Annotated in this window: 23 protein-coding genes and 1 pseudogene; 10 read left to right on the forward strand and 14 right to left on the reverse strand. The window is 73.9% G+C overall.

The genetic code is table 11. The annotated features are described in order from the left end of the window. Window positions 1-21: 21 nt before the first annotated feature. The 3 genes from IO29_RS32825 to IO29_RS32835 form a co-directional block, all read right to left on the reverse strand. Window positions 22-942, reverse strand: coding sequence for a VOC family protein (locus tag IO29_RS32825; RefSeq protein WP_030381276.1), 921 nt, complete (start codon window positions 940-942; stop codon window positions 22-24). 7 nt (window positions 943-949) lie between these two features. After that, window positions 950-1,804, reverse strand: a complete 855-nt coding sequence (locus tag IO29_RS32830; RefSeq protein ID WP_030381275.1) for a fumarylacetoacetate hydrolase family protein — start codon at window positions 1,802-1,804, stop codon at window positions 950-952. A 127-nt stretch (window positions 1,805-1,931) separates the two neighbouring features. After that, window positions 1,932-3,293 (reverse strand): aminomethyltransferase family protein, encoded by a 1,362-nt coding sequence (locus IO29_RS32835; RefSeq protein WP_033225503.1) that lies wholly within the window; start codon window positions 3,291-3,293, stop codon window positions 1,932-1,934. A gap of 331 nt (window positions 3,294-3,624) precedes the next feature. On the opposite strand from IO29_RS32835, the gene IO29_RS32840 reads away from it, so the two are divergent. The 3 genes from IO29_RS32840 to folP are packed head-to-tail and all read left to right on the forward strand — an operon-like array spanning window position 3,625 to window position 6,229. Then, a complete protein-coding gene (locus tag IO29_RS32840) occupies window positions 3,625-4,527 on the forward strand; it encodes a methylenetetrahydrofolate reductase (protein ID WP_051707603.1) in 903 nt (300 codons plus the stop codon). After that, window positions 4,524-5,378 carry a formyltetrahydrofolate deformylase gene (gene purU / locus IO29_RS32845; RefSeq protein WP_030381272.1) on the forward strand — a complete coding sequence of 285 codons (855 nt, stop codon included), beginning with the start codon at window positions 4,524-4,526 and terminating at the stop codon, window positions 5,376-5,378. The genes IO29_RS32840 and purU overlap by 4 nt, the downstream gene beginning before the upstream one ends. Next, window positions 5,375-6,229, forward strand: coding sequence for a dihydropteroate synthase (gene folP, locus IO29_RS32850; RefSeq protein ID WP_199806819.1), 855 nt, complete (start codon window positions 5,375-5,377; stop codon window positions 6,227-6,229). The genes purU and folP overlap by 4 nt, the downstream gene beginning before the upstream one ends. Before the next feature lie 99 nt (window positions 6,230-6,328). On the opposite strand, the gene IO29_RS32855 is transcribed toward folP, so the two are convergent. Further along, window positions 6,329-7,294, reverse strand: coding sequence for an amidohydrolase family protein (locus IO29_RS32855; protein WP_030381270.1), 966 nt, complete (start codon window positions 7,292-7,294; stop codon window positions 6,329-6,331). Window positions 7,295-7,754: 460 nt separating this feature from the next. Here IO29_RS32855 and IO29_RS32860 point away from each other — a divergent pair, with 460 nt between their 5' ends. From IO29_RS32860 to IO29_RS32870, 3 genes are all read left to right on the forward strand, one after another. Beyond that, on the forward strand, window positions 7,755-9,179 hold the full coding sequence (locus tag IO29_RS32860; RefSeq protein WP_051707602.1) for an aminomethyltransferase family protein: 1,425 nt from the start codon (window positions 7,755-7,757) through the stop codon (window positions 9,177-9,179). Window position 9,180: 1 nt separating this feature from the next. Beyond that, window positions 9,181-10,080 carry a bifunctional methylenetetrahydrofolate dehydrogenase/methenyltetrahydrofolate cyclohydrolase FolD gene (gene folD, locus IO29_RS32865; protein ID WP_030381268.1) on the forward strand — a complete coding sequence of 300 codons (900 nt, stop codon included), beginning with the start codon at window positions 9,181-9,183 and terminating at the stop codon, window positions 10,078-10,080. Between the two features lie 137 nt (window positions 10,081-10,217). Continuing rightward, window positions 10,218-11,234, forward strand: coding sequence for an NADPH:quinone reductase (locus tag IO29_RS32870; RefSeq protein WP_051707601.1), 1,017 nt, complete (start codon window positions 10,218-10,220; stop codon window positions 11,232-11,234). Here the strand turns inward: IO29_RS32870 and IO29_RS32875 are convergent. Both IO29_RS32875 and IO29_RS32880 read right to left on the reverse strand, forming a co-directional pair. After that, a complete protein-coding gene (locus IO29_RS32875; RefSeq protein WP_030381266.1) occupies window positions 11,228-11,836 on the reverse strand; it encodes a dihydrofolate reductase family protein in 609 nt (202 codons plus the stop codon). The two genes, IO29_RS32870 and IO29_RS32875, sit on opposite strands and share 7 nt — an antisense overlap. Window positions 11,837-11,950: 114 nt before the next feature. Further along, on the reverse strand, window positions 11,951-12,775 hold the full coding sequence (locus tag IO29_RS32880) for an AIM24 family protein (protein WP_030381265.1): 825 nt from the start codon (window positions 12,773-12,775) through the stop codon (window positions 11,951-11,953). Window positions 12,776-12,919: 144 nt separating this feature from the next. On the opposite strand from IO29_RS32880, the pseudogene IO29_RS32885 reads away from it, so the two are divergent. Then, a pseudogene (locus tag IO29_RS32885) lies at window positions 12,920-13,714 on the forward strand (IclR family transcriptional regulator); the annotation flags it as partial. Window positions 13,715-13,855: 141 nt separating this feature from the next. Here IO29_RS32885 and IO29_RS32890 read toward each other — a convergent pair. Beyond that, window positions 13,856-14,167 (reverse strand): DUF5955 family protein, encoded by a 312-nt coding sequence (locus IO29_RS32890; protein WP_033225498.1) that lies wholly within the window; start codon window positions 14,165-14,167, stop codon window positions 13,856-13,858. A gap of 175 nt (window positions 14,168-14,342) precedes the next feature. Between IO29_RS32890 and IO29_RS32895 the strand changes: the two genes are divergently transcribed. Further along, window positions 14,343-15,065 (forward strand): nucleotidyltransferase family protein, encoded by a 723-nt coding sequence (locus IO29_RS32895; protein WP_051707600.1) that lies wholly within the window; start codon window positions 14,343-14,345, stop codon window positions 15,063-15,065. A gap of 68 nt (window positions 15,066-15,133) precedes the next feature. Next, window positions 15,134-16,777, forward strand: a complete 1,644-nt coding sequence (gene aceB, locus IO29_RS32900; protein WP_030381261.1) for a malate synthase A — start codon at window positions 15,134-15,136, stop codon at window positions 16,775-16,777. Window positions 16,778-16,822: 45 nt separating this feature from the next. Here the strand turns inward: aceB and IO29_RS32905 are convergent, their stop codons facing one another. Beyond that, window positions 16,823-17,743 carry a HipA family kinase gene (locus IO29_RS32905; protein WP_234316405.1) on the reverse strand — a complete coding sequence of 307 codons (921 nt, stop codon included), beginning with the start codon at window positions 17,741-17,743 and terminating at the stop codon, window positions 16,823-16,825. Window positions 17,744-17,861: 118 nt separating this feature from the next. On the opposite strand from IO29_RS32905, the gene IO29_RS32910 reads away from it, so the two are divergent. Continuing rightward, complete coding sequence (locus IO29_RS32910; protein WP_051707598.1) at window positions 17,862-18,989, forward strand: phosphatidylserine decarboxylase; 1,128 nt, start codon at window positions 17,862-17,864, stop codon at window positions 18,987-18,989. Window positions 18,990-19,025: 36 nt separating this feature from the next. Here the strand turns inward: IO29_RS32910 and IO29_RS32915 are convergent, their stop codons facing one another. The 6 genes from IO29_RS32915 to IO29_RS32940 form a co-directional block, all read right to left on the reverse strand. Beyond that, a complete protein-coding gene (locus IO29_RS32915) occupies window positions 19,026-20,273 on the reverse strand; it encodes a beta-ketoacyl-[acyl-carrier-protein] synthase family protein (RefSeq protein WP_234307590.1) in 1,248 nt (415 codons plus the stop codon). Further along, window positions 20,270-20,539, reverse strand: a complete 270-nt coding sequence (locus IO29_RS32920; RefSeq protein WP_030381257.1) for an acyl carrier protein — start codon at window positions 20,537-20,539, stop codon at window positions 20,270-20,272. Before IO29_RS32920 ends, IO29_RS32915 begins: the two co-directional genes overlap by 4 nt. After that, entirely contained in the window at window positions 20,503-21,588 is a 1,086-nt protein-coding gene (locus IO29_RS32925) for an NAD-dependent epimerase/dehydratase family protein (RefSeq protein WP_033225492.1), read from the reverse strand. Before IO29_RS32925 ends, IO29_RS32920 begins: the two co-directional genes overlap by 37 nt. Next, complete coding sequence (locus IO29_RS32930; protein ID WP_030381255.1) at window positions 21,585-23,180, reverse strand: AMP-binding protein; 1,596 nt, start codon at window positions 23,178-23,180, stop codon at window positions 21,585-21,587. The genes IO29_RS32925 and IO29_RS32930 overlap by 4 nt, the downstream gene beginning before the upstream one ends. An 84-nt stretch (window positions 23,181-23,264) precedes the next feature. Then, a complete protein-coding gene (locus IO29_RS32935) occupies window positions 23,265-24,191 on the reverse strand; it encodes an alpha/beta fold hydrolase (protein ID WP_030381254.1) in 927 nt (308 codons plus the stop codon). After that, on the reverse strand, window positions 24,188-25,210 hold the full coding sequence (locus tag IO29_RS32940) for a 3-oxoacyl-ACP synthase III family protein (RefSeq protein WP_030381253.1): 1,023 nt from the start codon (window positions 25,208-25,210) through the stop codon (window positions 24,188-24,190). The genes IO29_RS32935 and IO29_RS32940 overlap by 4 nt, the downstream gene beginning before the upstream one ends. Window positions 25,211-25,231 lie beyond the last annotated feature (21 nt).

Below are 25,231 nucleotides of genomic sequence, written 5' to 3' on the forward strand. Positions count from 1 at the left end.
CCTTGACGAGAGGTGGGTGGGTCAGCGCGGTGCGTGGGCCCCGGTCATCAGGGCGGCGAGGTCCTCGGGGGCGAGGAACGAGGGCGGCGGGGGCGGGCCCCAGGAGAAGAGCGCGCGTGCGTCGTCGAAGGTGCCGGGTTTCCAGAGCGCGTCGTCGACGACGCAGTCGAGGTCGGAGTAGTACTCGGAGAAGTTGCCGGCGGGGTCCTTCAGGTACCAGAAGAAGTTGGAGCCGATGTGGTGCCGGCCCAGGCCCCACACGTGCCGGGCGGGATCGGCGGCGAGCATCGCGGTGGCGCCCCGGCCGACCTCGTCGACGTCGTCGACCTGCCAGGAGGTGTGGTGCAGGAAGTCGACCGGCGCCTGCTGCACCAGCAGGTTGTGGTGATCGGTCGAACAGCGCAGGAAGGTCGCCATGCCCGGGACCACGTCGGAGACCTTGAAGCCGATGCCCTCGGTGAAGAAGCGCCGGGTCGCCTCGGCGTCGGTCGACCCGAGGACGACGTGGCCGAGCTTGCGCGGACGGACCGCTTGTTCCCGCAGGACGCCCGGGGCGCGGCCGTCGGGCCGCTGCGCGTTCCCGGGGAAGTTGTACGGCGTCGAGGTGGGCGTCTGGACGATCCGCCCGGCGAGGGCGACGGTGGCGCGGACCCCGGTGGCCGGCTCGACGGCCGTGACGCGGTCGCCGCCGTCCCGCACGGGCAGGCCGAGCCGGCGGAGCCGGCCGGTGATCCGGTCGAGGTCGTCGCGGTCGTCGGCGCCGATGCCGAGGGCGAGCAGCCGTCGTCGCGGCGCGTACTCGATCCGCAGCTGCTCCCCGCCGTCGGTCGTCGCGAGTCCGGCCCCCGCGGTGGGGGTGAGCCCGAACTCCGTGTAGTAGGCGCGGGTCTCCTCGACGTGGGGCACGCCGATGGTGACGTCCGTCAGCCGGTGCAGGGGCATGGCAGGCTCATTTCGCGACGCAGGTCTGGCGCAGGCCGCCGAGGCCCGCGATGGTGGTTTCCACGACGTCGCCCGGGCGCAGGAAGCGCTGCGGACTCCGCGCCGCGCCCACACCGGCGGGCGTGCCGGTGAAGACGACGTCGCCGGGCATCAGGGTGGTGACCGAGGACAGGAAGGCGACCAGCTCCGGGACGCCGAAGATCATGTCCTTGGTGCGGCCGCTCTGCACGGTCTCGCCGTTGACGGTGCACCGCACTTCGAGGTCGTCGGGGTCGGGGAGCGCGTCCGTCGTCACCAGCCAGGGTCCCTGCGGGGCGAAGCCGGGATACGACTTGCCGAGCGAGAACTGGGGCGCGGGTCCGGCGAGTTGCAGGGCGCGCTCGGAGTAGTCCTGGCCCACGGTCAGGCCGGCGACGTGGCTCCACGCGTCGGCCGCCCGGACGTGCCGTGCGGTCCGGCCGATCACCACGACGAGTTCCGCCTCCCAGTCCACCCGGTCCGTGGGCAGGACGAGGGTGCCCTCCGGGCCCGCGAAGCTGGACACGAACTTCGTGAAGACCGGCGGGAGGTCGGGGTGGGCCAGCCCGGACTCCTCGGCGTGGTCGCGGTAGTTCAGGCCGACGGCGAACACCTGGCGCGGCGTCGGGGACGGCGCCCCCAGATCGGCCGGCCGGAACGGATCGCCGGTGTCTTCCGGGCCGAGGCCGCCGGCGGCGGCCCACTCGACGAACGCCGCCCAGTCCTCGTAGACCTGCTGGACGCCCGGACCGAACCGGCCGTCAGCCGCCCTGGCGATGTCGACGGCGTGCCCGCCGTCGTCGGTGACGACGACCGCCCGGCCGCGCAATGACGCGAGACGCATCCCGAACTCCTCTCCCATGACGTACGCGGGGCCGGCGCGCGGCCGGCGCCGCTGGACGACCCCCGCTTGTGAAGGCGGCCGGCCGACGGGTTCCTCCCGAGGCGGGGCACCTCCGACGGCCGCCGCGTCAGCCGGCCGCGCCCGTCCGGACCGTGACTCCTACCTCCGTCTCGCGGTGCGGCTCGACCCGCGGCTTGACGCCGACGGACGCCTCGTCGCCCCACACCAGCGTCAGCCGCTCGCCGTCCACGGCGACTTCGGCGTCGACGGTGGCCAGGGAGACCACGCGGCCGTGGTTGACGGTGAACATCGGGTCCATCGCGACCCCGACGTCGGCGCCGTCGTGCAGCACCCGGTCGTAGTGGAGGATCGAGTAGCCGCCGGTCGGCAGGGCGAGGTACTTGGCCCCCCGGCCACCGCCGAACAGGCTGCTGGTGAGCACGCGGCCGGTGTCGGCCTCGTCCCAGTCGAGCCACACCTTCCGGCGGCTCGGCCGGGCGGCGATCTCCTTCAGCGCGTCACGGCCGACGAAGTCGTGGTCGAAGCGGACCACACGCCCGTAACCGAGGTCGTAGGGGGTGAGGTAGTAGTCCTCGACCGAGTCCGACACGAAGCTGCCGGCGAGTGAGGCGTGCGCCTCGAAGCCGTGCTCCGGCAGGTACTCCCGATAGGGCTTCAGATCGTCGCCCGTGTAGATCGCGGGCAGGGGCCGGGCGATCCATCCGGACTCGTTGGACGTGGTGGGGTAGGACAGCGCGCCGCCCTGGACCATCCCGAACGGCGCTCCGGCCTCCAGCAGGGCGTCCTTGACGCGTGCGGAGTGCTGCCGCGGTCCGAAGATTTCCAGGCCCGTGTGCTCCTGGCCGGGCGTGCCGACCATGGTGTGGTTGAGCGCGCGGACCGGCACTCCGGCGATCTCGAACCCGCCGATGTGGAAGAACCTGATCCGGCCGAGCGTCCCGCCCGACGCGGCCTCGACGATCTCCAGGGCGGCCGGCCCCTGGACCTGGTAGCGGAACAGCAGGCGCTCGCCCGGGTTGACCGGGGCGGCGTCGTCCCGGGTCACCTCGACGTCGTAGTCACCGGTCTCGGCGTGGAACTGGACCCAGTTCGCCGCCACCGGTGCCCCGACCAGCGCGTACTCGTCCTCGTCGAGGCCGAAGAGGATGGCGTCGCCGATGAACCGGCCGCTCGGGCTCGCCGCGACGAACTGCTTGGCCCTGTTCCTGCCGAAGCCGGCGAAGGAGTTCACGCCGACCTCGGAGAACAGCCGCTTGGTGTCGGGGCCCCGGAAGTAGACGTCGCTCATGTGGAAGGACTGGTCGAACAGGATCGCGGACTGCCGCCACACGCGCTGCTCGTCACGCCAGTTCGCGTACTCCGAGCGCGGGATCGGGAACGGGTAGGGGCCGCGGGGGTCGGAACGCAACATCCTGGCCGGGTTGCCACCGCTGCGGTCGATGGCCTGCTGGAGGCTGAGGGTGCTCATGGACGTGGTCCCTTTCTCCGGCACGGCCGTGGGACCGGCGGGGCCGGCAACACTCGTCGGGCGGTCGCTCACCTGACGGTCGAATCTACGAGCGCTCCGGCGGGCGGGACAGCCACGAAGCGAAGCGACGGCATGCGGAAGACGAAGCCGCCGCGCCCCGCGGAAACCCCGTCCCGGCCCGTCCGACGGCGGTTTCGCGGGCCGGCGCCGACTGCTTCGCCTGGTGGCTCGCGGGCGCCTTCCGGCCTGCCTAGCGTTCCCAGTCATGTCACGTCCACGGCCCCCGCGCACGCGGCGCCGGGGGCCACTTCCGGACTGAGAGGACCGCCCGATGACCACCGAACAACGTGCCGACTCACCCGGTGCCGAGCAGCGTGCCGCCTCACCCGCCGCCGCGCCGGACGCCGGGGCGCGGTTCCTCCGACTGCTCCACGACGCCACGGTGGAGATCGTTCCGCTGAAGGGCGCGCGGGAGCAGATCCTGGCGACGGACCAGGACGCCACCGTCGCCGTCACCTGCTCCCCCAGGTTCGGGCTGGAACGCACGCTGGAACACTGCGCGGTGGCGGCCGGCGCGGGACGGCGGGTCGTCCCCCACCTCGCCGCCCGCATGGTGGCCGACCGCCCGGCGCTGCGCGACTTCGTGCGGCGCGTCGCGGACCTGGGCGTCACCGACCTCTACGTGATCGGCGGCGACGCGGCGACCCCCCTCGGCCGCTACCGCGACTCCGCCGAGCTGCTCGACGATCTGTCGTCCATGGAGCACCCGTTCACCCGGATCGGCGTCGGCTGCTATCCCGAGGGCCACCCGCACATCGACGACGACCGCCTGTGGGAGGCCCTGCTGCGCAAGCAGGACACGGCCACGTACATGGTCAGCCAGCTGTGCTTCGACGCCGTGACACTCACGTCGTGGCTCGCCCGGGCCCGCGCGCGGGGTGTCGCGCTGCCGCTTCGGGTCGGCATCGCCGGGCCGCTGAAGCTCGCCCGGCTGACCGAGCTGTCGCTGCGCATCGGGGTCGGCCAGTCGCTGCGCTTCCTGACCAAGCAGCGCGGGCTGATCGGCAACGTCCTCATGGGACGCACCTACGACCCGGCCCCCCTCGTACGGGCGGTGCTCGCCGCCGAACCGGCGACGCCGGAGGCCGGCATCGAGGGACTGCATGTGTTCACGTTCAACCAGATGCCCGGCTTCCAGTCCTGGCTCCGGGCGCAGAGCGGGGCGACGGCATGAGCGAGGTCGTCCTCACGTGCTCCTGCCCGGACCGTCCCGGGATCGTCCGGGACGTCTCGGCCTTCCTGACCGGTCACGGCCTCGACATCGCCGAGAGCCACCAGTTCGGCGACCGGGAGACCGGCCGCTTCTACCTGCGGGTCGCCGCCCGTCGCCCGGCCGGCGGCGCGCCGGACGTCGAGGCCCTGCGGGACGGCTTCACGCCTGTCGCGCGCGCACTCGGGATGGACTGGCGCCTGGTCGACGCCCGGCACCGGCCCCGAGTGCTGATCATGGTGAGCAGGGCGGGGCACTGCCTCAACGACCTCCTCCACCGGGTGCGCACGGGGCAACTGCGCGCGGACGTGGTCGCGGTCGTCTCCAACCACACCGACTGCGCGGGGCTCGTCGAGCCGACGGGCATCCCCTTCGTGCATCTGCCGGTCGACGCCGGTTCCAAGGCCGGCGCCGAGGAGAAACTGCTGCGGCTCGTCGAGCAGGAGCGGGTCGAGCTGGTGGTGCTCGCCCGCTACATGCAGATCCTCTCCCCCGCGCTGTGCGACCGGCTCCAGGGGCGGGTGATCAACATCCACCACTCGCTGCTTCCCAGTTTCAAGGGCGCACGGCCCTATCACCAGGCGCACGACCGGGGCGTGAAACTGGTGGGAGCCACCGCCCACTACGCCACTTCGGACCTCGACGAGGGCCCGATCATCGAGCAGACCGTGCAGCGGGTCGACCACACGATGGACGCGGCGGCGATCGCCGCACTCGGCCGCGACACCGAGTGCCTCGCACTGGCCCGCGCCGTGCGCCACCACCTGGAGAACCGGGTCGTGGTCGACGGGCGCAGAACGGTCGTCCTGGCATGACCGGCCCTGTCCGGACGCCCGCCCCCGCGGGGACCGTCACCGCCGGGGGACCCGCGCGGCCCCTGGTCATGGGTGTCCTCAACGTGACCCCGGACTCCTTCTCCGACGGCGGGGCCCACCGCACCGCCGCGGACGCGGTGCGGCACGGCCGGGCGCTGGCCGCGGCCGGGGCGGACTGGGTCGACGTCGGCGGCGAGTCGACCCGCCCCGGCGCCCGGCGCCCCTCCCCCGCCACCGAGCTCGCACGCGTCCTGCCCGTCGTCCGGGAGCTGTCGCGGCTGGGCGTCGCCGTCTCCGTCGACACGATGCGGGCCGAGGTGGCGCGCCGGGCCGTCGACGCCGGGGCCGGCATGGTCAACGACGTCAGCGGCGGGCTCGCCGATCCCGCGATGTTCTCCGTGGTGGCCGGGCTCGGCGTTCCGTACGTCCTGACCCACTGGCGGTCCGGCGCGGTCCAGGAGCACCGGCGGGAGACGTACGCCGACGTGGTCCGGGAGGTCACGGCCGAGCTGCGGGACCGGGTGCGCGGCGCGCTCGACGCCGGGATCGACGAGCACCGCCTCGTCGTCGATCCCGGCATCGGCTTCTCCAAGGGCACGGCCCAGTCGTGGAGCCTGCTGCGCGGTATCGAGGCGGTCCGCGCTCTGGGGCGCCCGGTGCTGGTGGGCGTCAGCCGGAAGCGGCTGCTCACCGACGTCTGCGGCCGGGAGGCTGGCCCGGCGGACCGCGATCTGGCCACCGCCGTGGTCGGCGCGCTGCTCGCGGCGCGCGGCGCCGACCTGCTGCGGGTGCACGACGTGGCCGGGACGGTGGTGGCGCTGCGGGTCGAGCAGCGGCTGCGTGGCGGGTGAGACCGTGCCGCGGCCGGCGCGCCGGCAGCGGGGGGATGGGGGTGGGCGAGCGTGGTCACTCGCCCACCCCCCGCTGTCCTCGGGAGACCGGCCGGCGCGTCAGCGGGTCACCGGGGCGGCCAGCAGGGCCGCCGCGTTCGTGCTGGTCAGGTCCCGCCAGGGACCGTGGACCCCCGCCCGCCATCCGGTGTCCAGGGCGGCGACCTGGGCGGCGACCAGGCGCGGGGGCGTCCAGCAGTAGTCGCTGCCGTAGAGCAGCCGCTCGGTGCCGACCTGGGCGATGAGGGCCTCGGCGTGCACCGGCAGCGGGGTTCCGGCCAGGTCGAACCAGAGCCGTCCGAGCCCCTCGTCGATGGCCTCACTCTCCCGCGCCGAGGACGCCAGGGAGGCGAACAGCCGCAGCCGGTCCGCGAGCAGCGGCAGGGACGCGCCGCAGTGCGGCACGATGATCCGCAGCCCGGTACGGCGGGCCGCCTCACCGCTGACGAGCAGCGCGGACAGCACCCGGGTGGTGTCGGCGAAGAACTCCACCATCGGGCGGGGGAAGCCCAGCGCGGTCGACTCCCAGCCGGGCGGCGAGGTCGGGTGCACGAACAGGACGGCGCCCCGCCGGTCCAGCTCGTCGAGGTACGGCGCGACGAGGGGGTCGCTGAGGTAGGTCCCGCCGGCGTTGGTCATCGCCACGGTGCCGGCGGCGCCGAGTTCGTCGAGTGCGCGGGCGGCCTCCGCGACGGCCTCGTCGACGGCCGGCAGCGGGACCGAGGCGAAGAACCGGAAGCGGTCGGGGCGCGTGGCGACCAGCTCGGCCGCGTAGTCGTTCAGACGGCGGCACAGCGCGACCGACGCCGCCCGGTCGCCGAACCAGACCCCCGGCGAGGAGACCGAGAGGATCGACTGCTCGATGCCGTGCGCGTCCATCAGCCGGAGGTGCTCCTCCGGACTCCACGACGGCCAGGAGGGCATCCCGTCGGGACGGTGCCGTCCCCCGGCCACGGCCGCCTCCACGTACCACGGGGTCAGGAAGTGCGCGTGCACGTCGACGAGGGGTTCCGCGCCTTGCTCCATTTTCGTTCTCCTCCGGGAAATGAGGTCCTGGTGCCCTCCGGACGCGGGTTCACCGCCGCCGGACGGGAGCACCGGTTGTCGAGAGGGTGCGGCGGGGGCGCCCGCCGCACCGCCATGCTCGCGCAGCACGGGAACACCACGGTTCCGAAAGCGTCTTTCGGCTGCGGCCGCTTCGCAACCTGGCCGCCGGCCCGCCGTCCGCGCCCGGGACCGGTCCGCCGTCCGCGCCCGGGCCGCGGCCGCTCCCGGTCGGCCCGCGCCCGCTCCCGGCCGGTCCGGGGCCGGTCCCGGGACGTCCCGAGGGGCGAGGGGCGAAGGGCCGACGGCCGAAACCCGCACCGCCGTTGAACGCCGCGCAGAGGGTGCCAGCATGAGAGGGGCGAGTGCCACCGCCCCGGCCGCGAGCACTCGCCGATCCGCCGGCCGCGGCCGACTCCTCCACCAGGAAGGCTCCGAAGGCATGTCCGCACACACCCCGGTACGGTCCCTGCAAGACCTCGTGGACGCTCACCCCGACCTCGTCGACTACTTCTACAACGACAGTCCGGGACTGCACATCCGCACCCGTACCGACCGCTTCCCGATCCCGCCGGAGTTCTCCAACTGGCGTGACGAGCAGCGCGCCTGGCGTGAGTCGGCCGTCCTGTTCGACCAGACCCACCACATGCCCGAGCTGTTCGTGACCGGCCGCGACGCCCGGGCCATGCTCAACCGGATCGGCGTCAACAGCTTCGCCAACCTCGCTCCCGGCGTGGCGAAGCAGTTCATCGGCTGCACCCCGCAGGGGCACATGATCGGCGACTGCATCCTGTACGCCCACGGCCCGGACAGCTATGAGCTGGTCAGCGGGGCGCCGCTGCTGAACTGGGTGGAGTACCAGGCCGCCACGGGCGACTGGAACGTCAACCTGGTGCGGGACGACAACTCGGCCGAGAACCGCAGCGGCCGGCGCGCCCGCTTCCGCTACCAGCTCGACGGCCCGTCCGCCACGTCGATCCTCGAGAAGGCCGTCGGTGGCGCGCTGCCGGACGCCGGCCCGTTCCGCACCTTCGCCACACGCGTCGCCGGCGTCGACGTCCTCGTCCTGCGGCACGGCATGGCCGGGCGGCACAAGGCCTACGAGATCAGCGGCGAGTACGACGACGAGGCCGCCGTGCGCGACGCCCTGCTGCGCGCCGGCGAGGAGTTCGGCCTGCGCCGCGGCGGGCTGAAGGCGTACTTCAGCACGAACTACGAGTCCGGCTGGATCGCCGCTCCCCTGCCCGCCGTCTACACCGCCGAGGAACTGCTGGACTACCGGCGGTGGCTGCCGGCCGACGGCTGGGAGGGGACCTGGCAGCTCGCCGGCAGCTTCCGCCCGGACCGCATCGAGGACTACTACACCACCCCCTACGACCTGGGCTACGGCAAGATCGTGAAGTTCGACCACGACTTCATCGGCCGGGAGGCGCTGACCCGGGTGGCGCAGGACCCGCCGCGTCGCCGCGTCACGCTGATGTGGCACACGGAGGACGTCCTGGCGGTGATCGGCTCGCTCTTCGGCGAGGGGACGCCGGGCAAGTTCCTCGACTTCCCGCTCGCGGACTACGGCCTGCTGGTGCAGCGCGACCGCGTCCTCGTGGACGGCCGGTCCGCGGGCCTGTCGACCTTCTGCGGGTACTCGGCGAACGAGCGGCGGTTCCTGTCCCTCGCGATGCTCGACGCCGCGCGGGCCGAACCGGGCACGGAGGTCGTCGTGGTGTGGGGCGAGCCGGACGGCGGTTCGCGCAAACCCCGGGTGGAGCGGCACCGGCAGATGGAGGTGCGGGCCACCGTCGCCCCGGCTCCGTTCGCCGGCTCCCCGGCGTCCACCGCCGGTGCCGGCGCCGCCGCGTCGAGGCGATGACATGGTCGCCCACGTGATCGACGGCAACGCCGTGGCGCGTCGGATCCGGGAGGAACTGGCCGAGCGGGTACGGCGCCTGAAGGAGCGTTCCGGCGTGGTGCCCGGGCTCGCGGTCCTGCTGGTGGGCGACGATCCCGCGTCGCACGTCTACGTCCGCAACAAGCAGCGGGCCTGCGCCCAGGTGGGGATCTCCTCGTTCCGGCAGGACCTCCCGGACACCGTCCCCACGGCGGAACTGGTGGAGGTCATCCACACGCTCAACGACCGCGCCGACGTCGACGGCATCCTCGTACAGCTCCCGCTGCCCCCGCGGGTGGAGCTGCGGCAGGTGCTGGAGAGCATCGAGGTGACCAAGGACGTCGACGGCTTCCATCTGTACAACGTCGGCGCTCTCGCCGTGGGGCACCCCGTCTTCCCCCCGTGCACGCCGTACGGTGTGCTCGAACTGCTGGCCGAGGAGGGCATCGAGATCGCGGGCCGGAACGCGGTCGTCGTCGGCGCCAGCAACATCGTGGGCAAGCCGCTCGGCCTGATGCTGACGGACGGCGGCGCCACCGTCTCGCTCTGCCACGCCCGGACCCGCGACCTCGCGCAGTACACCCGCCTCGCGGACATCCTCGTCGTCGCCGCGGGTGTGCCCGGCCTCATCACGGCGGACATGGTGCGAAGCGGCGCGGTCGTCATCGACGTCGGCATCAACCGGGTGCCCGGCGGCAGCCGGATCGTCGGCGACGTCGATTTCGCCGGAGTCCGGCAGAAGGCGTCGTACCTCACGCCGGTTCCGGGCGGCGTCGGCCCCATGACGGTCAGCATGCTGCTGAAGAACACCGTCACCTCCGCGGAGCGGAGCCGCCTTCCGGCAGCACCGCCGTCCGGGGCCGGGCAGAGCGCGCCGGTCTGACCCGCGCGCATGCCCGTGCCCGCCCGCATGCCCGTGCCCGCGCGCCTGCCCGTGCCCGCCCGCGTGCGCGCTCCGGCCCCGGGTGTGCCCGTGTGTCCACCCGCTCTCCGCCCGCCCCGGTGGAAGAATCACCGCTCATGCGCGCCGCTTACATCGAACAGCTCGGGTCGCCCGAGGTGATCCGGACCGGGGAACTGCCCGCGCCCGTGCCGGGGGCGGACGAGGTGCTGGTGGACGTGGTGGCCTGCGCCGTCGATCCGGTGGACACGCTCGTGCGGTCGGGGGTGTTCCGGACGCCGCTCACGTTTCCCTTCGTCGTCGGGCGGGATCTGGTGGGGACGGTCGTGGAGGCGGCCGGCGGCTTCGCGGTGGGCGAGCGCGTGTGGTGCAACAGCCTGGGGCACGGCGGGCGGCAGGGAGCCGCCGCCGAGCGGGTCGTCGTCGCCACGAACCGGCTGTACCGGCTGCCGCCGGGAGTGCCGCCGCTGGAGGCGGTGGCAGTGCTGCATCCGGCCGCCACCGCGTACCTCGCCCTCTTCAACCACGGGGAGCTGCTGCCCGGCGAGACCGTACTGGTCGCGGGGGCCGCGGGCAACGTGGGCTCAGCGCTGGTGGCGCTGGCCGCGCGGGCCGGGGCGCGGGTGGTCGCCACCGCCTCGCCGCGCGACCACGACCATGTACGGGCGCTGGGCGCGGACGAGGTCGTCGACTACCGGGAGCCGGCCGGACGGCTGGCCGAGCTGGCCCCGGACGGTGTCGACCTGCACATCGACACCTCCGGCCGGCACGACCTGGACGCGGCCGTCGCACTGCTCGCCCACCGGGGCCGCATCGTGCTGCTGGCCGGGCCCGGGGCGCGGCCCGTGCTGCCGGTGGGGCCGCTGTACATGAAGGACGCCTCCGTGCGCGGCTTCGCGATCTCCCGGGCCACCGTCGCCGAGCTGGCGGAGGCCGCGGCCGCCCTGAACGACGCGCTCGCCCGGGGGCTGCTGCGGCCCCGGGCGCTGGAGGTGCTGCCGCTCGACGCGGCGGCCGAGGCCCACCGGCGGCTGGAGGCCGGCGAGCTGCACGGCCGCCGGGTGGTGCTGCGGGTGCGGGACGCGGCGGAGGCCGAGGGCCGGTGGCGGGACGCGCCGCGGGCCGAGGGTCAGTAGCTGCCGTACGTCGGGCGGCCGGCGAGGTCGTAGGTGTGGATCGCGACGCCCGCGCCCGTCATACGTGCGTCCACGTGCCGGAACGCGGTCGGTACGGCGCCCTCGGCGAACAGACGGCGACCGGCGCCGAGCACCACCGGGAAGACGCACAGGTGCACGGTGTCGATCAGGTCGTGGGCCAGCAGCGACTGCGCGAGAGCCGCGCTGCCGTGGACCTGGATCTCGCCGTCCGTGCGCTCCTTGAGCTGCTCGACCTCCTTGACGAGGTCGCCGCCGAGGACCGTGGTGTGCTGCCAGGCGGCGTCGGTGAGCGTGTGCGAGACGACGTACTTCGGCAGGGCGTTCAGCTTCGTCGCGACCGGGTCGGCGGGGTCGGTCATCTTCGGCCAGTACGAGGCGAAGATGTCGTACGTGCGGCGGCCGAGCAGGAAGGCGCCGACGCGCCCGAAGTTCTCCACGACGAAGGCGCCGAAATCGTCGTCGCCGAACGGCACGCTCCAGCCGCCCTGTTCGAACCCGTCGCTCGGGTCCTCCTGGGGGCCGCCGGGCGCCTGGTGGACGCCGTCGAGGGTGACGAAAGCGGTGAGGGTGAGCTTTCCCATGAGGGGGTGCCTTCTTTCGCAACAGGCGTGCGGAGCCGGGTCGGTTCCGTTGTCATGGGTGCAGACCGGTGAGGGGGGCCCGACTCATCGGTGGTGGGCCGTGGATTTCCGGTCTCACCCCGCGTGCGTCGAGAACAGGCCACCCGTGGGGCCCTGTTTGTCGCCGCCCTGGGCCTTCTTCAGCGCGTTGGCGAGGCTCTCGATGGTGAGCGACTGAAGGATCACCCGGCCGCTGCCCTCCAGGGTGGCCAGGGACAGGCCCTCGCCGCCCAGGACCGCGTTCATGAGCCCCTGGCGGTTGAGGCCGCCGATCCGCTGGACGCCGTACTGGATGCCCTCCTCGAAGGCGACGACACAGCCGGTGTCGACCTCGATCCGGCCGCCGAAGTCCGCCGGGTTCAGGTCGATGAAGTTGCCGGCCCCGGCGATGATCACCGTGCCCTGCCCGGTGAACTTCTCCAGGACGAAGCCCTCGCCGCCGCTCATGCCCGTGCGGCCGCCCTGGAAGGCGATGCCGAACTCCACGCTCGACTCGGCGGCCACGAAGGCGTCCTTCTCCGCGAACCACGCGCGCGTGCCGTCGAGCTCCAGGGCGCGCATCTCGCCGGGGAGCACACCGGCGAAGCCGACGGTGCCCTCGGCGCCGGACGCCGTGAAGTACTGGAACGCCAGGGACTCACCGGCGAGCACGCGCTGCCCGGCCTGCATGGCGGTGCCCATCGCCTGGCGGAGCATGCCGCCCATGCCGCCGGAACCGGTGCCCGCTCCCCCGCCGGAGCGGCCGCCGCCGCTGCCCGGGGCGGACAGGCGTGTCTCCATGCTGACGTTCGTGGTCTTGAAGAGGAACTTGCCGGCCTCGCAGTACACGGTCTGGCCGGGACGCAGGTTGACGATCGCCATCTGCATGGCGTTGCCGACGATGTCTTGCCGAAGAGTCACACGAGCGGAACGAGTGGGTCCGGTCACGGGTTCCCGCACCCGGCGGACGTCACCCGACCGCCGGGTAGGCTGCTGGTCCCCGTCCCCCTGGATCCCGTGGCCTTCCGGCCCCCCTTCTTTTTGAACCCCTGAAAGGAACGTGCCGTGCCGTCCTCGTCCAGCGCCGGCGACCGTGACGCCGCCAAGACCCCCGGCTCCGGTGGCGGCTCCGGTGGCGGTGTCCAGTCCCTGGAGCGCGCCTTCGACCTGCTGGAGCGGATGGCGGACGCGGGCGGCGAGGTCGGCCTGAGCGAGCTGGCGGCGAGCAGCGGGCTGCCGCTGCCCACCATCCACCGCCTCATGCGGACGCTGGTCGGCTCCGGGTACGTGCGACAGCAGCCGAACCGGCGGTACGCGCTCGGCCCCCGGCTGATCCGCCTCGGCGAGTCCGCCTCCCGGCTGCTGGGCACCTGGGCCCGGCCGCAGCTCGCCCGCCTCGTGGCGGAGACCGGTGAGACGGCCAACATGGCGCTGCTCGACGGCGACGAGATCGTGTACGTGGCCCAGGTGCCGTCCAAGCACTCGATGCGGATGTTCACCGAGGTGGGCCGCCGGGTGCTGCCGCACACCACGGGCGTCGGCAAGGCGCTGCTGGCCGGTCTGGAGCCGGCGGAGGTGCGGGCGCTGCTGCGGCGTACGGGCATGCCGGCCGCGACGGAGAAGACGATCACGTCACCGGACGCGTTCCTCGCCGCCCTGGAGGAGGTGCGGCGCCAGGGGTACGCGGTCGACGACAGCGAGCAGGAGATCGGCGTACGGTGCCTCGCGGTCCCGGTGCCGGGCTCGCCGACCGCCGCGGCCCTGTCCATCTCGGGCCCGGCAGGCCGGGTCACCGAGGCGGCGACGGCCACGATCGTGCCGGTGCTGCGACAGGTCGCGGCGGACCTGTCGCGGGTACTGGCGGACCGGGACCAGGGGCCCGTCAGGGAGACGGGGCAGGACCAGGGGTCCGTCAGGGAGACGGGGCAGGACCAGGGGTCCGTCAGGGAGGCGGGGCACTGACCGCCCGCGCTCCTCCTCCCTCACGTCTCCCCTCAGACCCTACGCACGCGGCGTCCCGAACAGGTCCACCGCGTCCCGTACCTCCTCCAGCCCCCGGGACAGCGCGCTCACGGAGCCGATCGACCCGGCGATCAGCAGCAGCGAGCGCCGCAGCCGCCGCGTCTCCGGCGCGCCGCCCGCGGCCATCGCGGTCATCGCGGCGAGCTCGTCCTCGGCGATGGACCGGTCGGGGAACTGCGCCGGATGCAGAGCGAGTTCACGCCGTAAGCGGGCGACGGCGGTCCGCAGTCCGGCCACTCTCGGGTCCTCGTCACTGCCGGTCACTCGTCTCTGCCCCAAGCTCCGCAACACAGCTCTCCCCCTTCGCACCTCTTCGTGCGCACGCCCCCATGACGCGGTTTCACCACCGCGTGCGCCCCGGCGCACGGATCGGGCGCACGGGGGGTGCGGGTCAGTAAACGCCACCCGACGCCGCGTGCGCCACCGTACGGACCGAATTCGGGCGCCAACGGGTATGCAGGAGTGCATGCGAACGAACGAAGAGCGAACCGGGGCCGTCGGCCCCACCCCCTCCTCCGCCCCCGTCGTCGGTCTGCTGCTCGCGGCCGGGGGCGGGCGGCGGCTCGGCGGGCGCCCCAAGGCGCTGCTCGAACACAACAGCCGCCCCCTGGTGGAACACGCGGCCGAGGTGCTGCGCGCGGCCGGCTGCGCCCGCGTGCACGTCGTGCTGGGGGCGGCCGCCGACGAGGTGCGCGCCCGCGCGGAGCTGCCGGACTGCGCCCTGGTGGACAACCCGGAGTGGGAGCGGGGCATGGGCACCTCCCTGCGCGCCGGGCTCGCCTCGCTCACTGGGACGGGGGCGGGCGCGGCGCTGGTCGCGCTGGTGGACCAGCCGGGGATCGGCCCGCGCGCGATGGGGCGCGTACGTGCCGCCTACGCCTCCCCCGCGACGCTCGCCTCGGCGGCCTACGACGGCGTACGGGGCCATCCGGTGCTGCTGGGCGCCGACCACTGGGCCGGCGTGGCCGCGACCGCGACCGGTGACCAGGGGGCGCGCGCGTATCTCAGGGCGCACGCGGGCGCGCTCCGGCTCGTGGAGTGCGGGGACGTGGCCGAGCCGTACGACATCGACACCGAGGCGGACCTCGTCCGGCTGCGCACCGGGCGGCCGACGACTCCCCCGGCCTCTCCCACCTCCCCGGCCGCCCCGGCCACCCCGGCCTCCCCGGGCATTGATCTTCCACAATGAGAAAACTAAGCTCCACGAAACAGAAGACAGCGACCACAGAAGACAGCGACCAAGGATGTGACCCCCGCATGTCCGCACCCGTGCCGTCCCCGCCGGCCGTCGTCGTCCTCGACGACCGCACCGCCGCGCCCCTGCCCCGGCAGGAGGAGGTGCTGACGGAGGGGGCGCTCGCCTTCCTGGGCGAGCTGCACCGCCGGTTCACACCCCGCCGTGACGAACTCCTCGCCCGCCGCGCGGAGCGCCGCGCCGAGATCGCCCGTACCGCGCGGCTGGACTTCCTCCCCGAGACGGCCGCGATCCGCGCGGACGACTCCTGGCGGGTGGCCCCCGCGCCGCCCGCCCTGGAGGACCGCCGGGTCGAGATCACCGGCCCCACCGACCGGAAGATGACCGTCAACGCGCTCAACTCCGGTGCCCGCGTCTGGCTCGCCGACTTCGAGGACGCCTCCTCGCCCACCTGGGAGAACGTGGTCCTGGGCCAGCTCAATCTGATCGACGCCCACCGTCGCGCCATCGACTTCACCGACGACCGCAGCGGCAAGTCGTACGTCCTGCGCCCCGACGCCGAGCTGGCCACGGCGGTCGTGCGCCCGCGCGGCTGGCACCTGGACGAACGCCATCTGGCCGACGGGGAGGACGGGTCCCGGATCCCGGGGGCGCTCGTCGACTTCGGGCTGTACTTCTTCCACAACGCGCGCCGGCTGCTCGACCTCGGCAAGGGCCCGTACTTCTACCTCCCGAAGACGGAGTCGCATCTGGAGGCGCGTCTCTGGAACGACGTGTTCGTCTTCGCGCAGGACCACCTCGGCATCGCGCGCGGCACGGTCCGGGCCACCGTCCTGATCGAGACGATCACGGCGGCGTTCGAGATGGACGAGATCCTCTACGAACTCCGCGAGCACGCCTCGGGGTTGAACGCGGGCCGCTGGGACTATCTGTTCTCCCTGATCAAGAACTTCCGTGCCGCCGGGCCCGAGTTCGTGCTCCCGGACCGCAACGCGGTGACGATGACCGCTCCGTTCATGCGCGCGTACACCGAACTCCTGGTCCGCACCTGCCACCGGCGGGGCGCGCACGCGATCGGCGGCATGGCGGCGTTCATCCCGTCCCGGCGGGACGCGGAGGTCAACCGGGTCGCGTTCGAGAAGGTGCGCGCCGACAAGGACCGCGAGGCGCACGACGGCTTCGACGGCTCCTGGGTCGCCCACCCGGACCTGGTGCCGATCGCCCGGGAGTCCTTCGACGCCGTGCTCGGCGACCGCCCGCACCAGAAGGACCGGCTGCGCGAGGACGTGGCGGTGACGGCCGCCGACCTGCTCGCGGTCGGCTCCCTCGACGCGCGCCCCACGCACGCGGGTCTGGTCAACGCCGTTCAGGTCGGCATCCGTTACATCGAGGCGTGGCTGCGCGGCCAGGGCGCGGTGGCCATCTTCCACCTCATGGAGGACGCCGCCACGGCGGAGATCTCCCGCTCCCAGCTCTGGCAGTGGGTGCACGCCGGGGTCGTCCTCGACGACGGCGAGAAGGTCACCGCGGAGCTGGTGCGCCGGGTGGCCGCCGACGAACTGTCCGCCGTACGAGCCGCGTCGGGACCGGACGTCTTCGCCGCCGGAGCCTGGCAGGAGGCGCACGACCTGTTGCTGCGGGTGGCGCTCGACGAGGACTACGCGGAGTTCCTGACCCTGCCGGCGTACGAGCGGCTGGCGGGCTGAGGGAACGGGCGCCGGAGCGGGCGCGCCCGAGAGCACGCCCCCGGGTCAGCCCAGGTGCCGCGACCAGTCCTGCTCCGCCGCCGGTCTGCCGTGCAGGTCGGGGACGTGCTGGAGCCAGGCCGGCCGGCCGCGCCGGGTGCGGGCCGCACGCCGGGCCTCCTCGGCGGCGCGCTCCTCGCGGGTGGGGAAGTCGGTCGGCAGCCAGGCCGCGGACGCCCGGGCGCGGGCGGCCAGATAGCCGGCGTACGCCGCACGGACCTCGTCGGGCGTGGCGAAGCCCGCCTCGACGGTCAGCCAGGCGTCGGGGACGGCGGCGGTGACCTCGCGCAGCAGTTCCTCGGTGACGCGCGGCGCCAGTTCCGCGTCGGCGGCCCGTACGTCCGGGGCGGCGTGGCCGAGCGCGTGGTGCCGGAAGTCGTACGCCTTCTCGGGCGCGGAGGTGTCCCAGCGGTGGTGGAAGACGAGGGCCGCGCCGTGGTCGATGAGCCACAGCCGCGGGGGCGCGACCCCGAGGGTGGGCCAGACCATGAGGTTGGAGCTGTGGACGGTGCGGTCGACGTTGACCGTGAGGGCGTCCAGCCAGACGATACGGCCGGCCTCCAGCGGGTCCGCGGGGAAGGTCTCGGCGAGCTCCGGGGTGTAGTCGGCGGCGCCCGGCAGGTAGTCCATGCCGAGGTTGAGGCCGGCGCTCGCGTCGAGCAGGTCGCGCACCTCCTGGTGCGGCTCGTGCGCGCCGACGGCGGGGTCGAAACGGGCACGCACGAGTTCGGGCACGCGCAGCCCGAGCGCACGGGCCAGTTCACCGACGATCACCTCGGCGACGAGCGCCTTGAGCCCTTGCGCGGACGCGGTGAACTTCACGACGTACGTTCCGAGGTCGTCCGCCTCGACGAGGCCGGGAACGGAGCCGCCGGAGTGGAGGGGAGCCAGGTAACGGGTCGCTGTGACCTCTCTCAGCTTCGTCAACGTCCCCGCGTCTCTTTCCCTCGGATGCCCCCACATGGTAACCGGCACCACGATAGGCGGCCTCGTCTGCGGGTACTCCTCGTTTTCTCCGCTGTTTTCCCGACCGAGGAGTATCCGCATGACCACACCCGATGCCGTCGTCGAGCGTCTCCGTGACCTCCTCGCCCGGGACGAAGGGCTCGCGGGCCTGCTGGAACGGTCCCTGGTGCAGGCTGGCGAACGGGCGCGCGGCGAACTGGACCAGGATGTCCACGCCGCGCTCGAATGGCCGGAGACCCTCGCCGAGTACGAGGAATATCTCCGGCGCTTCGTCCGGTGGATTCCCCGGCAGAGTGCCGCGAAGGCCTGGCGGAAGAGCGCCCCGGGAGAACGGTACGCGAAAGAGGTAAGCGACCGGCTCGCGCATTTCTTCTGGCTCGTCGACCAGAAAGTGGACGACGGCAGAACCGCGATCGCCGAGAATTCCGACGCCTTCCGCGACTGGCTCACCGAGTTCGCCCGGCAATGGGGAAGTTTCCTGGACACCCCGGAGTCCTTCAGCCAGGAGATCCTGGATTCCTTCCTCGACGACGCCCCCGAGTACGACGTCGAGGCGTCCCTGGTCGACGGTGTGCCCAACGAGCCGAGCGGCCGGCTCACCTTCAACCAGTTCTTCGCCCGGCGGCTCAATTCCGGGCTGCGTCCGGTCTCCGAGCCCTTGAACAATCTGGTGGTCACGTCCCCGGCCGACTGCGGCTTTCAGCGGGCGTACGACATCGACGCGGAGTCGAACATTCCGGCCACGACTCTCAAGGCCACCCACAAGTACGGCAACATCAGGCAGCTCATCGAAGGCAGCCGGTACGCCGAGGCCTTCGCCGGCGGGCGTTTCGCCCACTACATGCTGCCGCCGTCCGCCTACCACCGCTTCCATCTGCCGGTCGCGGGCCGGGTGGAGGAATCGTTCGTCGTCCAGGGCAAGGTCTTCATGCAGGTGGATCTCCAGGACCACCAGTTGCGGTCCAAGGACAGCGCGAAGACCGGTTACGAGTTCTCCCAGACCCGGGGAGTCGTCACGATCGACACCTCGGAGTCCGACGCCGGGGACATCGGCGTCGTCGGTGTCGTCTCGGTGGGCATGTCGCACGTGGCGTCGGTGGTACTGACCGCGACGCGGGGAACGCGGTGCGCGAAGGGCGAGGAGTTCGGTTACTTCCGGCTGGTCGGCTCACCCGCCGCCCGCTGCCCCCGGCTCCTGGCGACCTGACCGCAGGGGTTCCGGACGCCGCACCCGCCGGACCCCTCACGCCCTGGCCAGGACCAGGACGACGTTGTGGCCGCCGAAGCCGAAGGAGTGGGTGACCGCGATACGGACGTCCTGGCGGCGGGGTTCCCCGGTGACGCAGTCGAGGCCGAACCCGGGGGCCGGGGCGTGCAGGTTGGCGATCGGGGGCACCGTGCGGTGCTGGAGGGTGAGGACGGTCAGCGCCGCCTCGATCGCGCCCGCCGCGCCCAGGCTGTGGCCGAGGACGCCCTTGGGCGCGGTGACGCCGGGGCGGTGCGGCAGGACCCGCGCGATGAGGGCGGCCTCCCCGGCGTCGCCCACCGGCGTGGAGGTGCCGTGGGCGTTGACGTGGTCGACGTCGTGCGGGGCGAGCCCCGCGTCCGCCAGGGCGGTGCGCAGGGCGGCCTCCGCGCCCCGGGCGCCCGGGGCGGGCGCGGTGGGGTGGTGGGCGTCCGAGGTGCTGCCGCAGCCCACCAGCAGGGCGCGGGTACGGGCGCCGCGGGCGGCCGCGTCCTCGGTGCGCTCCAGTACGAGGATGCCGGCGCCCTCCGCCAGGACGAAGCCGTCGCGGTCGGCGGCGAAGGGCCGGGACGCCTCCGCGGGCGCGTCGGTGCGCCCGGACAGGGCGCCGGCCCGCCAGAAGCCGGCCGACGCGAGCGGGGTGAGGGCGGACTCGGTGGCCCCGGCCACGGCGATGTCGCACCGCCCGGCGGCCAGGAGGTCCCGGGCCACGGCGAGGGCGGTGGCACCGGAGGCGCAGGCGGTGGCCGGGGCGAGGGCGGGGCCGCAGGCGCCGAGGTCGATGGAGACCTCACCGCTCGCCATGTTCGGCAGGATCAGGGGGATCGTGAGCGCGGAGACCGCGTCGGGGCCGGATTCCCGCAGCCGCGCGGCCTGTTCCTCGCGGGTCGCGTCGGCGCCCATGCCGCAGCCGACGACGACGGCGACCCGGTCACCGGCCCAGGTCGCGGGGTCGAGGCCGGCGTCATGGACCGCCTCGCGGGCGGCGAGGACGGCCAGCTGCGCGTTGCGCGACATGCGCCAGGCGGTGCGTCCGATCCGTCGGGCCAGCTCCTCGGGCGACAGCGGGACGCGGCAGGAGAAGTCCACGGGGAGGCCGGTCAGCGCCGGGTCGTGGGAGGCGGTGCCCGTGCCGCGGCGGACCCCGTCCCAGGTGGCGTCGGCGCCGTCTCCCGCGGGCGTCAGCAGACCGAGGCCGGTGACGGCGACGGGGGCGGCGGCGGCCACGGAGGCGGGCGCGGTCACGAGGAGGCGACCGTCCCCGCACCCCCGGCGCCGCCCGCGCACAGCGCGTCGAGGTGGGCGACGACCTGGGCGACGGTCGTGTCCCGGGAGGCGTGCTCGCCGTCGATCCTCACCCCGAAGCGTTCGTGCAGGACGAGCGTCAGCTCCGCCAGGGCCAGGGAGTCCAGGTCCAGCTGTCCCAGGGTCAGCCCGGGCTCGATCTCGTCCGCCGGGATGCGGAACGCGCTGGTCAGGACGGAACGGACGGTGTCGTAGGTGTCCGGCACGGCGTCTCCTCGCTGTCGTGACTGTCTTGCGGGACGGACCCGGTCAGCTCCGCGATGCCCTCGTCGAAGCCGAGCGGTGGCGCGAAGCCGAGGTCGCGGCGGGCCGCGGTGAGATCGAAGTGGTGCGGGGTCAGCAGTTCCGCGACCAGGAAGCGGCTCAGTGCGTGGGTGCGGGAGACACCGGTCGCACGCGGGAACGTGTCGCTCGCACCGGCCGTGCGCAGGAGCGCCTCGCTGACGGCCGCCGCCGCCGTGGCGAGCCGGGGCGGTACGGCGCACCAGCGGGCGTCGACACCGGCGGCCCGCAGGAAGTGCGCGGCGATCTCCCGCAGGGGGCGCGGTTCGCCCTGGCTGACGAAGTAGGCCCGGCCGCCGATCGCCGCCGCCGTGCCCTCCGCCCGCAGACGGTCCAGGGCGAGCAGATGGGCGTGGGCGGCGGTGCGGACGTGGGTGGTGTCGACGAGGTTGTTGCCGTCGCCCGGCATCAGCAGCCGGCCGGCCCGTACGGCGCGGGCGAGGGCGGGGGCGAAGTGGGGGTCGCCCGGCCCCCAGATGATGTGCGGACGCAGCGAGACGGTGGCCAGCTTTGGGCCGTGCGCGGCCAGCACCAGCGCCTCGGCCCGGGCCTTGGTGGCCGGATAGGCGGCCAACTGGGAGGGTACGGCGTGCAGTTGCTCGGTGGCGTACTCGAGACCGCCCGGCCGGAAGGCGACGCTGGCCGTCGAGGTGTACAGGAGCGTGCGGACGCCGTGGGCGCGGCACTGCGCGATCACCTGCCGGGTGCCGACGACGTTGGTGGACCAGTACGGCCGCGCCGGACCGCTGACCCCGGCGAGGGCGGCGTTGTGGACGACGGCGTCGCACCCGGCCACCGCGCGGGAGACCGCGTCCGCGTCGGTGAGCTCGCCCAGGTGCTGCTCCACGCCCATCCGTTCCAGCGCGGCGCTGGGGCGGCGGGCGAGGGAGGAGACGGCCGCGCCGCGCGCGCCCAGTTGGCGGCACAGTTCCCGCCCAAGGAAGCCGCTCCCGCCGGTGACCAGTACCTTCATCGGAACCTCCCGCGCAGCCGCCGTGTCGCCCAGCCGGCCAGTCGCATGCGGTCGATCTTCGAGTTGTGCCGGGGGTCCATGGGGAACCCGGAGTGCGGCAGCAGGGCACCGATGCGGTGCCCGTCGGGATGGTCCTTCAGCACCGCGCGGACGGCCGCCAGGGCATCGGCACGGACGGCGCCGCGCCGCACCTCGACGCACAGCACGGGCAGTTGGCACACCGCCGGTCCCGCCCCGACGAGCGCGGTGCGCCGGACGCCGGGGGCCGTGTCCGCCGCTGCCTCGATGTCCTCGGTGGGCAGGGTGAAGCCGGCACTGGTGACCAGGTGCGCCTTGCGCCCGAGGAACCACAGCCGGCCCTCGTCGTCGAGCCGGCCCAGGTCGCCGGTGCGGTGCAGTACGCCGTGGTCGGTGAGGCTCTTGGTGGCGACGTCGGCGTCGGGGCGCGCGTGGTAGGCGGGGCTGACGGTGGCGCCCGCGACGGCGATCTCGCCGAGCCCGGTGGCGTCGGCGTCCAGGATGCGCGCGTGGACGCCGGGCAGCGGCCGGCCGAGGCAGGTACCGGCGTGCCCGGTGGGCGGGTCGGCGCGGGCGGCCCGCAGCTCGTGGTCGCCGAGCACGGAGACGGGCAGGCACTCGGTGGCGCCGTAGACGCTGAGGATCTCCGCGTCACCGGGGACGGCGGCACGCAGCGCGTCGGCGAGCCGGGTACGCAGCGGGGCGCCGAAGGAGAGGACCCGCCGGACCGAGGGCAGGGTGAGCCGGTGCCGGGCACAGTGGCCGGCGAGGAGCGCGAGGACGGCGGGGGACGCCAGGATCGTGGTGACCCGGTGCCGGAGGATCGGCCCGACCAGCTCCCCCGGCGGGGTGCGGGCGGGGGCGAGGTGGTTGACGGCCGGGGCGACGGTGGCCGGCCCCAGGAGCGGGCCGAGCAGCGCGACGGGCAGGAACCCGGCGAGGAGCACGTCGTCGGGGCGCGGGTCCAGCAGGGTCTTCAGCGCGTCGATCTGCCCGGCGAGAGTGGCGTGGCGGTACTCCGCGCCCTTGGGGCGTCCGGTGGAGCCGGAGGTGAAGGCGATCAGGGCGAGCGCGTCGCCGTCACGTTCCTCCGGCCGGAGCGAGGGGGGCGACCCGATCGACGGGCCGCTGCCACCCGCCGCCCGCCTCTCCAACCGCTCCCCCAGCACCCGCGGCCCGGCCCCCGTGACCAGCGGAACCCGCACCTGCCCCCGCCCCCACCCCAGGACCCGGCGCCCCAGGTGGGCCAGCGGTTCGCCGATGAAGACGTCCGGAGCGACGTCCTCCAGGCACCGGCCCACCTCGGCGCGCGGTTCGATGAGCACCGGGACGGCGCCGAGGACGCCGAGGGCGTAGGCGAGGGTGGTCAGGTCGTAGGCGTCGCGCGTCATGACGACCGCCTTGTGGCCGGGCCGCACCCCGGCCTCGTGCAGCCGCCCCGCGAGGCGGTGGCAGTCCCGTACCAGCTCGCCCCGGGTGGTCGTGCGGGAGATCCCCTTGCGGCAGCGGATGAGGGCGGTGTCGTCGGGCCGTTCGGCCAGGTGGGCGGCGAAGCCGGGGACGGAGAGGGTCATGCGGTGGCCTCCGGGAACTCCCGGACGCGGACGGAGCGGGTCATGCGGTGGCCTCCAGGTACTCCCGGAGGCGGACGGAGCGGGTCATGCGGTCTCCTCCAGGAAGTCCCGGATGCGGTGGGCCAGTTGGACCCCCGCGTCCTCCATCACGAAGTGCCCGGCGTCGGGGAAGCGGTGGACGTCGGCGTGCGGGGCGCGGCGGATCCACTCCTCCAGCAGCGCCGGGGTGAAGACGGGGTCACGCATGCCCCAGCCGATGAGCAGCGGCAGCGACGTCGGGTCGGCGCCGTCGGCGCCCGGTTCGAGGAGCCGCCACACCGGGTCCGTGAGGTCGCGCGGGATCGCCCGGACGGCGTCGGTGAGCGCCCGGCGTTCCGTGCGGCGGGCGTACGGCCGCAGCAGGGCCCGGCGTTCGGCCGGGGTGAGCGGATGGTGGACGCCGGCCCGGACGGCCACGCGGGCGAACGCGTTGGTGCGGTGGACGAGTTCGGCGACGGGCCGGTGGTCGCGGATCCAGCGCAGGTAGTACGGCAGCCGGAAGCCGTCCGGGAAGGGGAAGGCCACGGTGTTGCAGACGACGAGCCGGGCCACCACGCCCGGGTTGCGCAGCGCCCAGGCGGTGCCGAGCGGGCCGCCCCAGTCGTGCAGGACGAACGTCCAGCCCCGCTCGGGCAGCCCCTCGTCCCGGACGAGATGCCGGAACAGGCTGTCCAGGCCCTCCAGTTGGGCCTCGTAGGGGTCGGGGACCCCGTCGGCGGGGCGCAGGTGCCGGGAGAGGCCGAAGCCGGGCAGGTCGGGGGCGAGGCAGCGGGCGTGCGGGGCGAGCCGGTGCAGCAGCGTGCGCCAGACGTAGCTCCAGGACGGGTTGCCGTGCAGGAACAGCACCGGCCGGCCGGAGCCGAGGTCGAGGTAGTGCTGCCCCGTGACCGGCACCCGCCGCCAGTGCCGGGGCGCGGGGTAGCCCGGGAGCAGCCGTTCCCGCGCGAGGGCGCCCCCCGCGTGCGCGCTCACCACCGGACGAGTGCCAGGCCGAAGCTGAACCCGCTGGCGAGGCCGATCATCGTCACCAGGTCACCGCTCTCGATGCGGTCGGCCTCGCGCGCCTTGACGAGTTGCAGCGGGAGGGAGGCCGCCGCGCAGTTGCCGTGCTCGGCCACCGCGGGCATGCAGCGGTCCTCGGGCAGCGAGAGCAGCTCGATCATCTCGCGGTACTGCGGCATGGCGATCTGGTGGAAGGCGACGAAGGCGCTGGTGCGGACCGCTTCGAGTTCCTTCCCGGCGGCGTCCAGGATGCGCGGGAGGGCGTCGAGCGCGCCCTGGCGCAGGTCGCCGTTGAGGCGCAGCGTGGTGTGGTCGTCGTGGGTGGAGAGGTGGTGCATGCTGCCGCCGCCGGAGACCGTGCAGGCCTCCCACGCGTCGGAGTTGCTGACGAACCGCAGCGCGAGGATGCCGGGGTCGTCCGCGCCCGCGGGTCCGGCGGTGAGCACCAGGGCGGCGCCCGCGTCGGAGGCGGTGTAGCCGGGCAGGGCGCGCAGCAGGGCCTGGCGGTCGGGGGCGTGCCAGCGGGTGGCCAGGGTGGCGGGTTCGCCGCAGGCGATGAGGACCGTGCGGTAGCGGCCGGTCTCGATGAAGGAGGCGGCCACCTCCATCGCGTTCAGGACGCTGTTGCAGGCGTTCTTGACGTCGAACACCGGGCAGGAGGCGCCCAGTTTGGCGGCGACGAGATGGGAGGTGGCGGGTTCGATCAGGTCCAGCGCGGTGGAGGCGAACAGCAGCAGGTCGATGTCGCCGATCGCGAGGCCCGACTCGGCGAGCGCCGTGCGGGCGGCGGCGACGGCGAGGTCGGAGGCGTTCTCGCCGTCCTCGTGCACATGGACGCCGCGGACCCCGGTGAGGTCTTCGAGGAGGCCGGGCGGGGGCGCGTAGCCGCCGGTCCCGGCGATCCGGGCGCGGATCTCGTCCATGGTCCGGTAACGGGACGGCAGATGGGAGGAGACGGCGGCGATACGGGCACGGAGGGCTTCGGGCACCGCGTCACCGTAGCGGCGCCT

It is taken from the genome of Streptomyces sp. NRRL F-6676, assembly GCF_000725625.1.
Taxonomy (GTDB): Bacteria; Actinomycetota; Actinomycetes; order Streptomycetales; family Streptomycetaceae; genus Streptomyces.